Source organism: Aliiroseovarius salicola (assembly GCF_027891095.1).
GTDB lineage: Bacteria > Pseudomonadota > Alphaproteobacteria > Rhodobacterales > Rhodobacteraceae > Aliiroseovarius > Aliiroseovarius salicola.
The window spans coordinates 1-15,133 of sequence record NZ_JAQIIO010000001.1; the positions used below are offsets into that span (position 1 = coordinate 1).

Here is a 15,133-nt window from a genome sequence, read left to right on the forward strand (position 1 = left end):
AGGCTCTGAGTGATTTTGAAAAAGACCTGATCATCGCTCACTATGCAAATAGTGACATGCCGCTCACAGCGTTTGCAGATCGACTTGGTCAAGATCCCGAACGTTTGCGGCGACTGAAAAACAGGAAGGCCGGTAAGCAACTTCTTGCGTGGTTAGAAAGAACCAACCCACCTTACCATTACATCAATTACCACTTCACTGATGAACGACCAGTCCCCTATGCGCTTTCGCATTATCGAGAAATTAAGGAGTTCTTGGAGAAACGCGGTGATGACTAAGCGCCCATACCCCGCATGGCAGCACCGTCACGAAGCGGTGCTGCTTTGGATGCTGCAAAATCCGGCAGGCAAGCGATACGAATGCGCTCGGGCTACCGGATACTCCCGCTGGCAAATCAGCAGGATTGTGAACTCACCGGAGTTTAAACGGCGGTATCAGGAAGTGCTGGATTGGCGTCTTGAGCAAGTGGCGTTACGGATGTTTGACGGACGGGGTTCCGACCGATCTGGTGAACAAAAATAGTTAAAGAAAAACAAAAATGTGGTTTGGTGCGCTGGACAGCGTCTCCGCTTTTGACGCGAAAGCAACAAATTATCCAGACTACCACATGAAGCCGACGATTGATCGATACTGGTTCAAGAAAACTGAGAACGCTCAGCCCTAGACCAACCAGTGATGTGCTCCAGCGCAACACGCAAGACTAAGATTGGTACCTGTGCGACATTTCCAGAACGCGCAAGACAAACCCGCAGATCCAAAACCCATTTACTGCAGGCACGTCTAAGGCAGGTAAGCGCAGTCTTGGCATCGATAGGGAATGCAGCGGCTCCCTACACGATAAAGGAAGCTAGCCGCCTTCGCAGTGTTGAGTTAAAACTGACCTAACATCCCGTTATCGTCCAATTGGAATAGTTGCCGAAAATTCTTCCCCGGCCTTTTTGGGTTGAACCAACCAGAACCCTACAAGGACAAGCCCGAAGGCTAGCCAGGCAATGAGGGGAAGGATTTCGTTTAAAAGCAACATGCCCCATGCGATGCCTGCGAGTGTTTGGGAATACGCAATCTGACCGGCGAAAACGGCACCAGCTTCGGCCACGATGTGCAGGGCCAATGCAACCGCGACGCCGGAGGCAAGACCAAGGACAAGAATGATCATTCCCACCCGGCCACCGCCAGCCGAGGGCCAGATCATCGTATCCGTCGCGATGGCGACAGGAGCAAGCATCACGGTCGACAGCGCCATCATGATCCCAACCGTCATAAAAGCGTCTATCTCCCTCGGTCGCCAAGTCATGAGGATGGTGTGGATTGCAAGCAGCATAGGAAGAAGCAACGCAGCACCTAGCCAAAGAATACTGTCCGCGGCGCTTCCGCCACCCTGACCAAACAGAACTGCTGAAACGGCGACAAATCCGATGCCAAGACCAAGTAGCCTTTGCAAACTCGGTCGTTCAACCGCGATCAATGCTGCCAGCGCAAATACCATGAAACCTCTGGAACTGCCGATCAAGGCGATCATAGATGCTTCGACATGGCTTGCGATCGTCACTGTGGCAATTTGATAGAAGCAACCCAGCACCAAGGCCCAGATTAGGAAAAAGCCGAGATGTCTCTTGCGGATTTTCGGCCTACCGCCCCTCACGATCCCAATTCCGAAGCATGCCACCGCAGCGACCGAATTCGCCCAGACCACGACACCAAGCGAAGGCACTTCGAGCGCGGCGGTCATGCGGCCGAGTGCAGGAACGATCCCGAATATCAGCCCGGCAATTAGAACCAGAATAGTTCCGCGCAAGGTTCGTGCCGTCTGATCAAAGCGCTTTTCGCGCACGTAGACCTCTTGCGCAAGGCTTTGAAATACGATCGCCAGGCGGCCTAGGGAGTCCGAACGCGTTGAAACATCCTCGATGGCAAGCTCCGTCGGCCGAAACGCTCCGGCCTCAATTATGTGCGCAGCTTTTATCAAGCGATCCACATCGCGAAAATATGTCAGCTCCCGGTCACGGAGCCGTTTTGCAGCAAGTACAGCCTCCATTCTAGCGTTCAAGATCGGGGGCTCGAAATCCTTGGGGAGGAAATCGACCGCGCCAAGCTCTATGGCTCGAACGACACTCGCTGTTTCGTCATCCAGCGAGGAAACAACGATTACCGGGATTTCACTAAGCGCATCGTCGCTGCCCATCGCTTCCAATACGCCGTAACCGTCAAGGCCCGGCATAACGATATCCAGAAGTACGGCATCAAATTCTTCTTCGCCCAGGCGCCGGAGCGCTTCGCCGCCATCGCTTGCTTTCGCGGCCCGGTGACCGAGCGCGATCACCGCCTTGGCCAGTTTCGTCGCGCTAGTGCGGCTGTCATCAACGACGAGAATGGAAGCCGTCATCTCTTCTGTCTCGGCACTTGGTTGGCTGGCCGCAAGGGATTGGTTGGCTTTATCGCTCAATCGGTCGCTCCGCTAGCATTCAATCCGACCTCGACTAACTTGCTAAGTTCCTGCACTGCCAATGCCATTTGCACAGCGATCTCATCCACCTTTTCTCCATGCTCCGAGCCCCGGTTGTCTCGGCATTCCTGCTCCATTGTTGCGCATAATGCGGAGAGTTCAACAGCCCCGAAATCGCGTGCATTGGATTTCAGTGTGTGCGCAGCGATGCGCAAAGCATCGATATCGCCCAATCGGGAAGCCAACTGCATCCTGTCCACCAGTTCCGGTGCTTCGCTCTGGAAATCACGCAAAAGCTCATCAAGATCCTCAGTGTCGCCACCGATTACAGCCAGTAGACGCCGGAGCGCATCGATATCGATTACCGAAGCATTCATGTCAGTCTTCCCCATCGTTGGTTTCACCACCTTCGTCCGCCAAATCATGCCTGAAAAGCGCTGCTGTCTGTAAGCTTGCCAGGAGCTTTTCTTCGTCGATTGGTTTACTCAGATAATCGTCCATTCCGGCGGCCAAATAGCTGTCGCGGTCCGATACCATTGCATTTGCCGTTAGGGCAACGATGAAGGGCCGCTCGCCATCGCCGGCAGCTTCACGAATTTTCTTGGATGCCTCGACCCCATCCATCTCAGGCATTTCGATATCCATCAACACTACGTCGTAGGTAGCCACCGCGCATCGATCGACCGCTTCCTGTCCGCTAGCTGCAATATCCGCGGTATAACCGTTCTTATTCAATATTTTTTTCCCGACTTTCAAATTGATCTTGTTGTCGTCCACCAGGAGAATCGTTATTTCAGCGGGCGGCCAGACTTCTTCTTCCGCCGGGACTTGATGGGTTGCGGAGCCAGTGCCGGAGCCAACCGCCAACGACAACCCCCTTAGCAATTGCGCCGACTTTGGTGGCCTCGTCAGCAATGTAATCTGGCTAGTCAAACGCAGGCGGCTCAAAAACGTATCATCGGTTGGCAACATCGATGTTAACATGATAGCCGGAAGCTCAATGCCCCTGCTATTTATGCGAATTTTTTCCAACAGCTCGAGTCCGGGCGTGTCGGGTAGATCGAAATCAAGTAACACGACGTCGAACTTTTCCCCTGCATTGACCAAATCGATTGCTGATTTCCCCGTGCCCAACGAAGTACAATTTATACTCCATTGGGATAATTTCTCACTCAAAATATTCCGTCTGGTTTTATTGTCGACGACAAGCAGTGCACGCTTGTTCCGAACGGTGTTCAGTTGGATTGTGGTATCCAGAGAAACCGGTAAGTCGGCAACTTGTACCGGCAGATCGAAGCTGAAGGTTGAACCGCTTCCAAATTCGCTTTCAACGTGGATTTTTCCGCCCATCAACTCAACTAGACTTTTGGTTATCGCAAGCCCTAGACCGGTCCCCCCGAAGCGCCGCGACGTCGAGGCATCTACCTGACTGAACGAATGGAACAATCGAGTCATGCGGTCAGACGGGATACCGATCCCTGTGTCGCGCACAGAAAACCGGAGGGCAGCTTCCTTGGGTGTGGCGTAAGTGACAGAAAGTACAACTTCGCCTGAATCAGTGAATTTCACCGCGTTGTTGAGCAGGTTTAATAGAACTTGTTTCAATCGTGTCGGGTCACCAACGATTCCGCGCGGAACATCTCGAGCTATATTGCAAACAAGCGCTATTCCCTTTTCATCCGCTTTAGCGGCAACAAGCTCAGTTGCGGCCTCAACGGATTCAGTTAAATCTATAGGGATTTCCTCGAGCTCGAGCGCCCCTGCTTCGACTTTGGAAAAGTCAAGAATGTCATTGATGATTTCCAGCAACGTTTCAGCAGCATCGACAATCGTCGTGGCAAAGTCGTGTTGCTCAGAGTTCAGCCGCGTACCCATAAGTAAGCGGCTCATGCCGATAACCCCGTTAAGCGGTGTTCGGATCTCATGGCTCATGGTAGCCAAGAATGCACTCTTCGCTTCGTTTGCAGCTTCGGCGGCATTCTTGGCCATTTCCAACTCGTTGCTCATCAGCTTTATGTCGGAAATGTCGGAAATAACTACCACAGTGCCACCGTTTTGGGATTTTCGGATGCTAACCCTATACCAAGTGTCGTGTTCACCTTCCTGGACATAGGCACGGGTCCCGCTGCGGAATCGCTCTTTCTGCCGCTCGGCCCAGCCATCGTCATTGGCTGCTTGCAAAAACCGCCTTTCCCGGCGGGACAGATCGATGATTTCAGTAAATGAATTGCCCGGCTGACAAGCGCTCTGCACAGTGCCGAACATGATCTCGTGATAACGGTGGTTTGCCACAACAAGGCGCTCATCCTGGTCGAACAGAGCGAAACCCTCCGAAATGCTCTCGATCGCATCAGACAGCCTTTGACGAGCCTGAGAGATTTCGCGTAGATTGCTTTCTTCCATCTCCACCGCAGTGTTCCGAAATACGGTGAGCGCCCGCATCAAATGCGCGATTTCGTCGTTACCGCTGGGCTTGGGAAGAGGATCGCGTAGATTGCCTTCAGCTAGGGCAAGTGTCGCGCCACTGAAGGCACTGAGGCGGGCTCCGAGGCTTCGGTTCAAATAATAAATCGCTCCAATAATCGCCAATAGGAGCCCGCCAAACACGACCAATAGTGTCGTTCGGCTTGACTTTAGGGAAGCGAGAACATGCGCCGCGCTGCTGTTCGTCATCTCGCGGGCGCCAGAGACTATCTCATCGGAAATATTGCTCATTTCAAGCGTGAGCCCATTTGTCTTCAAAAGCGTTTCTTCGACGATCGAAATGTTGCGTAACTCACTTTCGCGGAGCGCGAGAACACCAACCTCGCCATCACCCGAACCAATCAGCTGGGCGACCATCTCGACCACAGACATGAAATCCAGAACTCCTGATAAGCGATTGGAAACCTCACTTGTTGCGGCTTTAATGGTGCTAAGTTCGCCTCGTAAAAGATCCAAATCCGATTTGTCACGCGCGAAAGCGGCCACCGACAGGATACCGACGACCCGGTTTCCCAGCGCCTGCAATTCCAAAAGTGCTCCAAACCGGCTGACGCTCGCTTCTGTGATCGCCTCAAGGCTCTCCGACACCTGTCGGTTGAGGTCGACACTTTCCGTTACCGTCTGTCCGCGGAGCAGCGTTACGGAAAGACGCACCTGCCGGTCAAATCCAACGAATGCGTCTTCGATCTGCTTAAAAAGGTCATCGCGCACCAAGGGCTGTGTGATGCCCTCCGACAAGTTTATCCTTAGCTGGTCGAACGCACCGGACTTTCCCACAGTCAGCGACAGCAGGTATTCGAATGCGCCTCTCAGATCGGCGGTATCGACAATCCGATTTGCCGAGGGGTCAGAATTGATGATGACGATATTCCGTCTGGCCACCGAACTGGATCGCACGAACTCGCGCCAATGTTCGTCATGTTCGTCAATAGATATCGATGCGAAAGCTCCCGCGACTGCCTCTCGCATCTTTGCTTGCTCTGCGCTTATCGCCAAGATTGGAATAAGCCCTTTCAAACTGATGCCACTTATCCGAACAAGCGAAGCATCCGTGAACGCCGCAATTCGTTCGCTTTCTTCCCCAAGCTTGACTGTTTCATATGCGATAAGCGGTCTGAGCGTTTCGTTGAACGCAAAGTGCCGATCAGTCAGCAACTGGATTTCACGGTCTGCCTGCTCGCGGATCTGAAGCCTTTGATCGACGGTCTGTGACAGCTCGTGTGTAAGGGCAGAAACTTCCGACAATAGCGCTTTGAGACTTATTTCGTCATCGGCGCCAGCGCCGGTCAATTCGAGATCTGAAATTTCATCTAGCGTTTTTTCAATGTGATCGTTCAAGGCGCTGTTTTTTGACGTCAATGCGACGACGTTTTCTGCGGTTGCCATGGCCGCGGCCGCCGTCCTGATTTTGGTCATCGACTGTGACACGTTATAGGCAGCTATGACCGAAGGCAGGTTTTCTTGTGTAATCGAGGAAAGTTGAACCTGAACCAAATTAATAGCGCTTTGTGCGACTATCGTGCCAGTTACCACCAGCAGCAAGATGAATGCAAAAACGGCAAACATTTTGGCGCGAATGGTTGACAGAAGACCGCCAATACCGTGCTTCCTGCGAGAGTCCGGGCCTCTATGCGCCCCACTCAGACGCGCATCGGGGCTAGCCGGTTGATTTTGTTCGCCCGCCCCGGTCACTCGAGCGAGAAATCTTTGATATCATCAGGCGACAGATAGGCCACCGACGGACTAAGCATGACGTCGAGATGAAGCTTGAAAATCCTCGTAGAATCTCTATCTTTTTTTGCCCACTTGAACCAGAGGGGCAGTGCGACCTTCCTGAACCTCTCAACATCGTCTTCGGTAAGCCGCGTCACTTCCACCCCTGCAGCCTGAAAATCCGCCCAGGCCTTGATATTTGCATTTTGGTGCGCCGTAAAATGCTCGGAGGAAAACGCACGAACCAATTCGGTGATAAGCGCCTGTGTCGGCGTAGGCAAATCGTTCCACACGCCTTGATTGAACGCGACTATAGTCAGGTCGACGGGTTGGTGGAGGCAAGGCGTCGATGTCGGTCCCATGACGATGTATTTGCTGACATCGGCGAACCCGAGGTCAAAATTCATTGCCGGTCCGGCAAAATCCGCGGCATCGATCGCTCCACTTTCCAGAGCAGGTTGAACTTCCGATCCAGCCAGTGCGATTGTTCGCGCGCCGATCGCCTCAAAGCAATCGGCAACCAATCCGCCGGGCATTCGAATACTCAATTCTTTGAAATCATCGAGCGAATGGATCGGCTTGTTTGAGTGGATCAAGTTCATGTCGTGGTGAACATGGCCAACGAATTGTAGCCCGTGCCGTGCATATAGCTCTTGCGCAAGTTCGGTACCGCCGTAGCTATCAAACAACATGTCCCACTGGTGTGGGTGAGGCAATCCCATTGGGAAGGACGTCAAGAACGCGCCTGCGGGCATGGCCCCTGTAATTGCTGAGTAATGGGGAACCCACTGCATGGCATCCAGCACCCCCGCCGAAGTAGCATCCATCATGTCGAATATCTCTGCGATAGAGCCCCCCGGGAATGGCAGAAGTTTCACTTCACCGCCCGTGAGTTCTTGAACGGATTCGCACCACTTCGCGAATGTCGAGTATCCGATGGTCTTCTCAGTCCACAGACTTTGTATTTTTAGGGTTTTCCCCTTGGCCGTCGCGGCATTGCTCAAAAACGGAGTCGAAACTCCAACCGCAGCCGCTGCGCTTCCTCCAGCGACTACACGTTTCATGAATCCCCGGCGCCCAGCACCTTTTACACTCTCCAATCGTCTCTTGGAAATTGGTGCTTCCATTTTTGGCTCCCCCCCCCCAAATATCTTGAGTAATATTCATGCACTATGCGCCAAATTGAGAAACTGGTTAACTATTTATTTTCAAAACGCAGTGGCGCCTCACGGAGATCTCACCTTTCAACTAGTAATTCGCATGATGTAAAGTAAGCAAATCTCCGAAGGTGTAGGCATTCACGTAGCCGCTAGATCTAGCCGCGTAGGATTTCACACTCCATGCAATCATGTAGAGTGATAACCTTAGTCGATGCCGCCTGAATGGCGTCTTTTCTCTATTATTCCGTTGGTTTGCACTTGTAGCAAACGGCTGTTTTCCACGCTTTTGCATCTAATTGCGAATGCTTGCGTTCACAATCGGAAGATGGCAACAGCCGCGGGGAAGGCTGACTGCACATGGAAAGCGGCTTTGGGGAAAGTGGTTTTGGGTATTCTCCCATGCGGCGGGAGAAATCGAATTCTTTTCTGACGATGATTTCGAATGTGGCCCGATGCACGATCTCGGTCGCGGGCTCATCGAGCCTCCGCTGAATTTGCCAGCGTTGGCTCAGCCTGGGCGAAAGGAAGCAGCATGACATTTCGTTTCTGGGTTCGATCTTTATGGCAGCGCTATGGTCCCAGGCGACGGCTGATCACCGTCGATTCTGACACGCCTCCAAGCCCGCTCCCATCGCGTCATATTTACCTTTGCCGCGATGATGGTGATGATTGGTCGGTGTCCATGCGGTGCCCCTGTGGATGTGGAGACGACCTCGAGCTTATGTTGTTGAAAGAAGTGAAGCCTAACTGGTCGTTCAAAACCAAAATTGAGGAGCCACCGACCCTTCGGCCGTCTGTTTGGCGAAAGTCTGGTTGCGGCTCCCATTTTTGGTTGCGCAATGGATACATTCACTGGTGTTAGGCCAAACGTCTTCCCCGTCACAAGATACCCGCCTTTCGCAAGAAATCTGCTTTTTACTCGAGGAAACTGACTTGCTGCTCTTGCAGCGAACCACGGCTTCCCGCCCTTTTCTGCTATAGGTTGAATTGTTGAGATTCCGTAATATTTCCTGTGTGTCCTTAGAAGGATGCGTGTGATGAGGCCAATGGGGGTCGGGTGGGGATCCAAATGAAGCCAACTTGGTTGAGCGCTATTCACGAATCTGGGAAAGCTGTCGATTTATGCAGCAATCAATGCGATTTGGTACCCATTGTGGTACCCAGAACGACAAAAGGCTCAACCATCTCTGGCTAAGCCTTTGATAATATGGCGATCCCTGAAGGACTCGAACCCTCAACCTGCTGATTAGAAGCTCGGTCCAGACGGTTTCTCTGTATTTCTCCCATTTTCGCCACACTGACAAAAACACATTTAAAACAACGATTTACGTTGACGCGCTCCACGCTCACATTTCATGAATAACGCCAGAATTCGGCGTCGATTGCTTCCTTATAGCTTCCTTATTTCCGCGCCGACTTGAACGGAGTGAGACATGAAACTGACAAAACGTGTGATCGAAGGATTGGAGCCGAAAGCCGATAGCTACCTTATCTGGGACGCCGAGGTGAAAGGATTTGGGGTTCGTGTCTACCCCACGGGCAAGCGCACCTATGTCATCCAGTATCGCGCCGGGAAACGCACACGTCGACTCACACTTGGGCAGCACGGACCTCTGACAACCGATGAGGCCCGCAAACTTGCAAAGCAGCGTCTGGGCGACGTAGCGCGCGGAGAAGACCCTTCGGCAGATCGGCAGACCCAGCGTCGCGCGCCTACTGTTGCGGCACTCTGTGACCGCTTTCTGGACGAGTATGTGGCGCAGCATTGCAAACCCAATACGCTGCGCTCTTACCGCACGATCATTAAGAACCACATTCGCCCTAAACTGGGCGCTTTCCTGATCAATGATGTGAAACGCGCGGATGTGGCAAACCTGCATTTTGACATGCGCAACACGCCCTACCATGCAAACCGCACGCTGATGGTGATTTCAAAGATGTTTAACGTCGCAGAAGATTGGGGATTGCGTGAGGAAGGCGCGAACCCAACCCGCCGCATCAAGAAATATCGCGAAGAAGAAAAGAAGCGCTATCTCTCCGATCAAGAGCAATATCGACTTGGTCAAGTTCTCCAAGACGTTCTCGCTGAAGGAAGCGAAACCATCCATGTGGTGTCAGCCTATTTGCTTCTGATGCTGACAGGGTGTCGCCGCAACGAGATCCAGACCCTCAAATGGGATTACGTTCATTACAATCACCTCGACCTGCCAGACAGTAAGACCGGACGTCGGCGCATTCCATTGCCCAGAGAAGCCTATGACATCCTCATGTCCCTGCCCCGCCGCGAGGGAAACCCTTATGCAATATTGGGGACCACTGACGAGGGACATATCACCGATCTGGAACGCCCATGGCGGCGCATCCGAGAACGTGCTGGTCTGCCAGACGTCCGCATTCACGACCTGCGCCACACCTATGCATCGGTAGCCATGAAAGACGGGATCGACCCGTTCACACTGAAAGAGATACTGGGCCACAAGAACCTGACCACCACGCTCCGATATGCGCACCTTGCCGACGATGCGGTGCAGAGGGCGGCGGGGTCGGTTGCCAGCCGATTGGCTGGGACATTGCAACAAACTTCAAATGATCACCCCAACCTACGTATCGTAGGAGTGTAAATCGCCTCGTATCTACATACGTAGGGAATCCTGCCCGGCGTATACCCGGGTAGGAAATTTGCCCCGAAGCAGGGCAGGTTCAGTAATGTCTGCAATGTGGACTTTACGTTCGTTCATCTCAACAATCAGGTCGACCACTACCCGTGCTTTGCGGCCATTGATGGATGAGGCTCGTTGCTCCGAGTTAATCCCCTAGGATAGCCTATCCAGAGAACGTTCGCCGAGCGCAGACATGCATTATGGATTAGGCTTGCTTCGCATCATCAGCTTTCTGCCAAGTCGAGCACCGTTTGCGCTGTATCCGAAACTTCTTTGCAACTTTGTCGTCCAGTGAATGCGCGGTCCTTATACACACAGCCGACAATCGAACTAGGTTGTCATAACCGAAGTGGGTTCGCTTTCCTTCTTTAAAATTGAAGCCAAGGTCCTCAAATGGCCCTACGCGTTCCAGAAAGATCTTGTTGAGGTGACCACGGTTGTGAGCGTGAATGTTTCTCATCTCCACGAAGATCTTTAGCAGCCTTCGATCTTCATCGCTCTCAAACATCTCGATGCCCAAGGCGTCTGAGATGTACTTTTCGACTTGCTTCATACCCCCATACGACAAGGCGTTGATCTTTCGATCGATCAGGTAATCAATCATTTCCTTGCGGCTAGCGAAGTCGAAGACTTCTTCAACACGAAGAGTTTCACCAGACTTCACTAGCTCATGTCGCCGTTGCATGCTTTCTTGAATGATCTTGGATAAGTACCAGAGAAAACCATCGACGATATTGGTATTCATGTTCTTAGAGTTCAGCCTTGCGAACGAGCTGTATCGCTTTACTGCTCTGTCAGAGTTTTCAAGCGTCTCTGTTAGTTCTGCGCGCCTTGTCTCGTCCGTCTCACCGGGGAGCAGTGCTTCACTGGTTATTTTCGCTGTCCTGTCCGTAGCGTGAGCTAGTTCCAGCCCAAAGTAGAATAGCTCGATTGTCTCCCGGTACTCTTTGAGGAAAAGCCAAAACGGCTCAGTGCAGGTCGACTGGAAGTTCGGCAGATAGAAGTTATCGAATTTATCAGTCAATTTCATTCAGCCTTGATACCGACGAGCTGACTATCGCTCCGATCTGCCAAGAAATCTAGCGGTCATTGCGATTTCCAATCCCATGGCACCTTCGCATTCCTCGATGGCCTGACCGATGGGTAGGCACACTACCAGTACGTCTGACTGCCGCATTCGGCAGTTTGGGCTTTTTGCGGTCTTTCGAATAGTCTGGTGGAGCTACTTGTTCATGCGCATTGAGACTATGCAGCCAACCTTACCATGTGCTTCAAAACAGATTTCCCCCTCAACCCAAGTCAGCAAAAACTCACATTCGGTACCACCTGATTATATAATTATGCGGTAATACCACGGTAGGGACGAGTAACTAATAAGCTCTGTGTCATGCCATTAAGTTTAAACCCGTGCGTTAGGCTGGATCCTACGCCTTATGCCCCATTCCCCTAACGCATTATAACGCTCGCCCCCACGGGTTGTGTTGACCGTCAATCCGTTACATTAGAGCTAGGCCTGCCAATTTGTTCTGGATTCCTGCCTTGCCTACCCATCGGACATTTCACATGGTCCCCCATTACTTCCTGCTTCAGGTTTTCGACAAAACGCCGGAAACAATACTTGTTGAAGCATCGCCCGGACGAGAAGCTGCGTGGTCAAATTTGTGGACCTTGGGCGTGAGCAAGCCGAATGACTGACACACTCGCAAGATACGATGATCCGGATTTCCCCGCCGAACGCCCCAAAGAAATCAGATCGCGCATCACACCTGAGCTTCTTGAAGAAATTCGTCGTGTAAGCGGAATTGAAACTGATGACGACAGTTTGAGGCACCGTCTTGGAAAAGACCTGCGGCGATATCAAGCGGCGGTCAGGCAAGCATACGAACCGGTTAATCCGTCGCAGATTAGAGAGTTGAGAAGTTTGCAAAAAGCTGCAGAGCGATTTTCTAAGGCGATAGAAAAGCTCAATGAACGAAACGTATTTGATATCGACTATGCGATACAGTACCGCCCACCATTTAATGGAAAATTCAACTTTCCCGAACAGGAGGATTATTGGGAGGCCAATGGAAATTCCACACAACGCGCTCAAAACCTTGCAAAAATGATCTCTTGGTCCATTGACCGCGTGTTTGACGAACGAGAGGAAGAAAAATCTCCAACCAAGCGCACTTTGAACACGCCGCTCGATCACCTTATTCAAGACCTTACCACCGCGTTCAGAAACGGTACGGGTGAAAGCCCCAAGCGCCATTGCCACTATCATCCCATAGAAGAAGCTTACACGGGTAGGTATTTCGATTTTGTGCTCATTATTCTGAAGGCATTTGCGGTTAAAAGTTTCCATAGCGAAGTCGCTTTAGGGAAACGAATTGTGCGAGTTCTTAGGGATATGAATTCTTAGGACAACTAAAAACACAAACGTGCATTCAACTGTCCTTTGAAGATCTTTCAGCCACGCCGCATCTTCCCCTCAACGCAACCAAATGCAGCGAGGTGAACATGCTAACCCAACCGCACCCAGACTATTTTGATCAACTGATCGACGAGAAAGAAGCCGCCAGCTACCTCTGTTATTCGGTTCGTGCCTTGCAGAACTGGCGCGTGCGCGGTGGCGGCCCGCTTTTCATCAAGGTTTCTGGCCGTTCGGTCCGTTACACGCGCCGAGATCTGCAAAAATGGATCGCCGAAAAACGCGTGGCCAACACCAGCGCTGCACCTTCTTAAAAATAGAGTTTTGCCCCGCAACGGTTGGTAGCGGTTGTGGGGATTTTGGGGCCGGACGGCTCTTCCAAGGGCGTGGGGTAAACGCACCTCACGCCCTTTCTGTATCCGCTGCCAGCAATTCAAAGGAGATTGCCACATGAGCAACCAACCCGCACACAAACTCAGGCTGGGCCTGATCAACGCAACCATCTGGGCTAATGATGGATTCTATTCCATCGACCTAACCCGGTCTTACAAAAACGCAGACGGGCAATGGCAGAACACAAACAGCCTTGCGCATTCTGACCTGCTGAACGCAGCCAAATGCCTTGAGCGGGCAGAAATCTGGATTGGGAGGCAGATCAATGCAAGCAAGTGAAGCAAAAGCCGGACAGCATGTCCGGCCCCAAAATAAAAGCTACCCCGCCGGAGGCTCCCAAGCGCGTGGCGAAGCACACCGTTCGAATGGGCGCACGCCCAAGAGGGGGGTGATAGTAGCACCCCCCTCTGGAAATACAGAACCCCCTGAAGACTACACAGTATTGCATCGGGGTTTTGACACTCTGGCCCTGTCTATTCAGGCCAATATCGGCCCGAAACTTTTTGAATATCTGGAAGCGCAGAAAGCAATTGCCGAGGAAGAACAGAAAGATGTGCTGATCTCCTATGGCAGCGCAGAGTTCTTACTGAAGCCCTACGGCGGCAAAGGCTATCGGTTCTTACTGGATGGTGGCCCCGAGGGGGCAAGCTGGTCGATCAAGAAACCCAATGCGCGGGACAAATGGGGTATCCGCCTGTCCTTCGGATCGTTCTTCCTGTCCCTCCATGGGCTGGGAGCCGCCAAGGCGCATTGTGAGCGCGTTCTGGACTACTTTGGTGTTCGCTATGGCCCAGAGGACGTCAGCATCTCTCGCGCTGATTTCTGCGTCGATGTGCTGGCGAATGATCTCACGCTGGACCCGAACAACCTGATTGCGCACAGCGCCGCCCGGCGGCGGGATAACATTACATATGAGGATGTGGCCGTGCACGGAAAGTCCGGTTGGGTTTCCTCCGTCACCTCGGGCAGCGTCTCCAACCGACAGGTGATCATATATAATAAACGGTCTGAAGTGATTGCCCATGGCAAACGCCATTGGTGGGACATCTGGAACCATACGTTACGTAGAGGTGTGGGCAACACCAACGCCCCCTATACATTACATAATGGGCACGTCCCCGGCCCGCTCTCCCCTGACAAGGAGCAGGCCGCTCAGAACCAAATCTGGCGGGTTGAATTCCGGGCAGGCAAAGACCTGTTAAAAGACCGCTGGGGCATTCGCACGTGGGAGCAGTTCTTCAACCAGTTTGGCGACCTCTGCCGGTCTTCTGGTGAACTTGTCCGATATGCGGAACCCGACCCCAACGACGGCAACCGCGCCCGCTGGCCCAATCATCCCCTGTGGGATGTGGTGTGTGCTGAAATGAATGACGACTTGATCGAGATGCGCAGCGGAGCAGATCCTAACCCAATGAAGGAAGTGCAGCGCGAAGAGCATATTGCAAGCTTGCTGAAACAGGTAACAGGCACCTGCATAACCATGGCGGCGCTCGAAGGGTGGGAGCATGAAGAACTGCCTGTGGCATTCACCAGCTTTGCAGAACGCATGACGGAAGCCGTGAACGATAACCCCGAGCGTGCGGCCAAACAGTTGCAGGACGCCAAGGATCGATATGTGTTTGTTCGAAGGCCGGAGGGACCTCCTACATAACGTTACCTATACGTAGGAATGATCCGAAATTGAGAAGCGCCCTATGTAACGTTTACGTAGGGCGCTTTGGGGGCTGGGTAGGTGCCATGACTCCGTTGCTTATGGTAGCATTGAGCATTGTTGGCGCGCTGCTTGACCATTGACATTTCCTTAGGTTTTAGCGCATAAATTGTCTAACAGCCTTATCCGGTGGAAAGCTCTAAGCGTGATTTTGAG

At 52.4% G+C, this 15,133-nt stretch carries 13 protein-coding genes; 8 read left to right on the forward strand and 5 right to left on the reverse strand.

The features are described 5' to 3' along the window. Both O2N63_RS00005 and O2N63_RS00010 read left to right on the forward strand, forming a co-directional pair. Positions 1-278: hypothetical protein (locus tag O2N63_RS00005; protein WP_271051936.1), on the forward strand; the 278-nt coding region annotated here is incomplete at its 5' end. Next, positions 271-522 carry a hypothetical protein gene (locus O2N63_RS00010; protein ID WP_271051938.1) on the forward strand — a complete coding sequence of 84 codons (252 nt, stop codon included), beginning with the start codon at positions 271-273 and terminating at the stop codon, positions 520-522. The genes O2N63_RS00005 and O2N63_RS00010, both read left to right, overlap by 8 nt. Before the next feature lie 370 nt (positions 523-892). Here O2N63_RS00010 and O2N63_RS00015 read toward each other — a convergent pair whose 3' ends face one another. From O2N63_RS00015 to dctP, 4 genes are all read right to left on the reverse strand, one after another. Then, positions 893-2,443 (reverse strand): response regulator, encoded by a 1,551-nt coding sequence (locus O2N63_RS00015; RefSeq protein ID WP_271051940.1) that lies wholly within the window; start codon positions 2,441-2,443, stop codon positions 893-895. After that, positions 2,440-2,835: an Hpt domain-containing protein gene (locus O2N63_RS00020; protein ID WP_271051942.1), complete on the reverse strand. Its 396-nt coding sequence runs from the start codon at positions 2,833-2,835 to the stop codon at positions 2,440-2,442. Before O2N63_RS00020 ends, O2N63_RS00015 begins: the two co-directional genes overlap by 4 nt. Further along, positions 2,822-6,460, reverse strand: a complete 3,639-nt coding sequence (locus O2N63_RS00025; RefSeq protein WP_271052778.1) for a response regulator — start codon at positions 6,458-6,460, stop codon at positions 2,822-2,824. Before O2N63_RS00025 ends, O2N63_RS00020 begins: the two co-directional genes overlap by 14 nt. 155 nt (positions 6,461-6,615) lie before the next feature. Next, on the reverse strand, positions 6,616-7,767 hold the full coding sequence (dctP, locus tag O2N63_RS00030) for a TRAP transporter substrate-binding protein DctP (RefSeq protein ID WP_271051943.1): 1,152 nt from the start codon (positions 7,765-7,767) through the stop codon (positions 6,616-6,618). A gap of 715 nt (positions 7,768-8,482) precedes the next feature. On the opposite strand from dctP, the gene O2N63_RS17540 reads away from it, so the two are divergent. Further along, the gene (locus O2N63_RS17540) at positions 8,483-8,662 is read left to right on the forward strand and encodes a DUF6527 family protein (protein WP_408629776.1); all 180 of its coding nucleotides are present in this window, start codon (positions 8,483-8,485) and stop codon (positions 8,660-8,662) included. 571 nt (positions 8,663-9,233) lie between these two features. Then, positions 9,234-10,421 carry a site-specific integrase gene (locus O2N63_RS00035; RefSeq protein ID WP_271051944.1) on the forward strand — a complete coding sequence of 396 codons (1,188 nt, stop codon included), beginning with the start codon at positions 9,234-9,236 and terminating at the stop codon, positions 10,419-10,421. 244 nt (positions 10,422-10,665) lie between these two features. Here O2N63_RS00035 and O2N63_RS00040 read toward each other — a convergent pair whose 3' ends face one another. Further along, a complete protein-coding gene (locus O2N63_RS00040) occupies positions 10,666-11,490 on the reverse strand; it encodes a hypothetical protein (RefSeq protein WP_271051945.1) in 825 nt (274 codons plus the stop codon). Positions 11,491-12,147: 657 nt separating this feature from the next. Between O2N63_RS00040 and O2N63_RS00045 the strand changes: the two genes are divergently transcribed. The 4 genes from O2N63_RS00045 to O2N63_RS00060 all read left to right on the forward strand — a co-directional run bounded on the left by O2N63_RS00045 (position 12,148) and on the right by O2N63_RS00060 (position 14,917). Next, complete coding sequence (locus O2N63_RS00045) at positions 12,148-12,864, forward strand: hypothetical protein (RefSeq protein WP_271051946.1); 717 nt, start codon at positions 12,148-12,150, stop codon at positions 12,862-12,864. A gap of 98 nt (positions 12,865-12,962) precedes the next feature. Then, a complete protein-coding gene (locus O2N63_RS00050; protein WP_271051948.1) occupies positions 12,963-13,187 on the forward strand; it encodes a helix-turn-helix transcriptional regulator in 225 nt (74 codons plus the stop codon). Positions 13,188-13,323: 136 nt separating this feature from the next. Continuing rightward, a complete protein-coding gene (locus tag O2N63_RS00055; RefSeq protein ID WP_271051950.1) occupies positions 13,324-13,545 on the forward strand; it encodes a hypothetical protein in 222 nt (73 codons plus the stop codon). Positions 13,546-13,708: 163 nt separating this feature from the next. Beyond that, positions 13,709-14,917 (forward strand): hypothetical protein, encoded by a 1,209-nt coding sequence (locus O2N63_RS00060; RefSeq protein WP_271051951.1) that lies wholly within the window; start codon positions 13,709-13,711, stop codon positions 14,915-14,917. Positions 14,918-15,133: the final 216 nt, after the last annotated feature.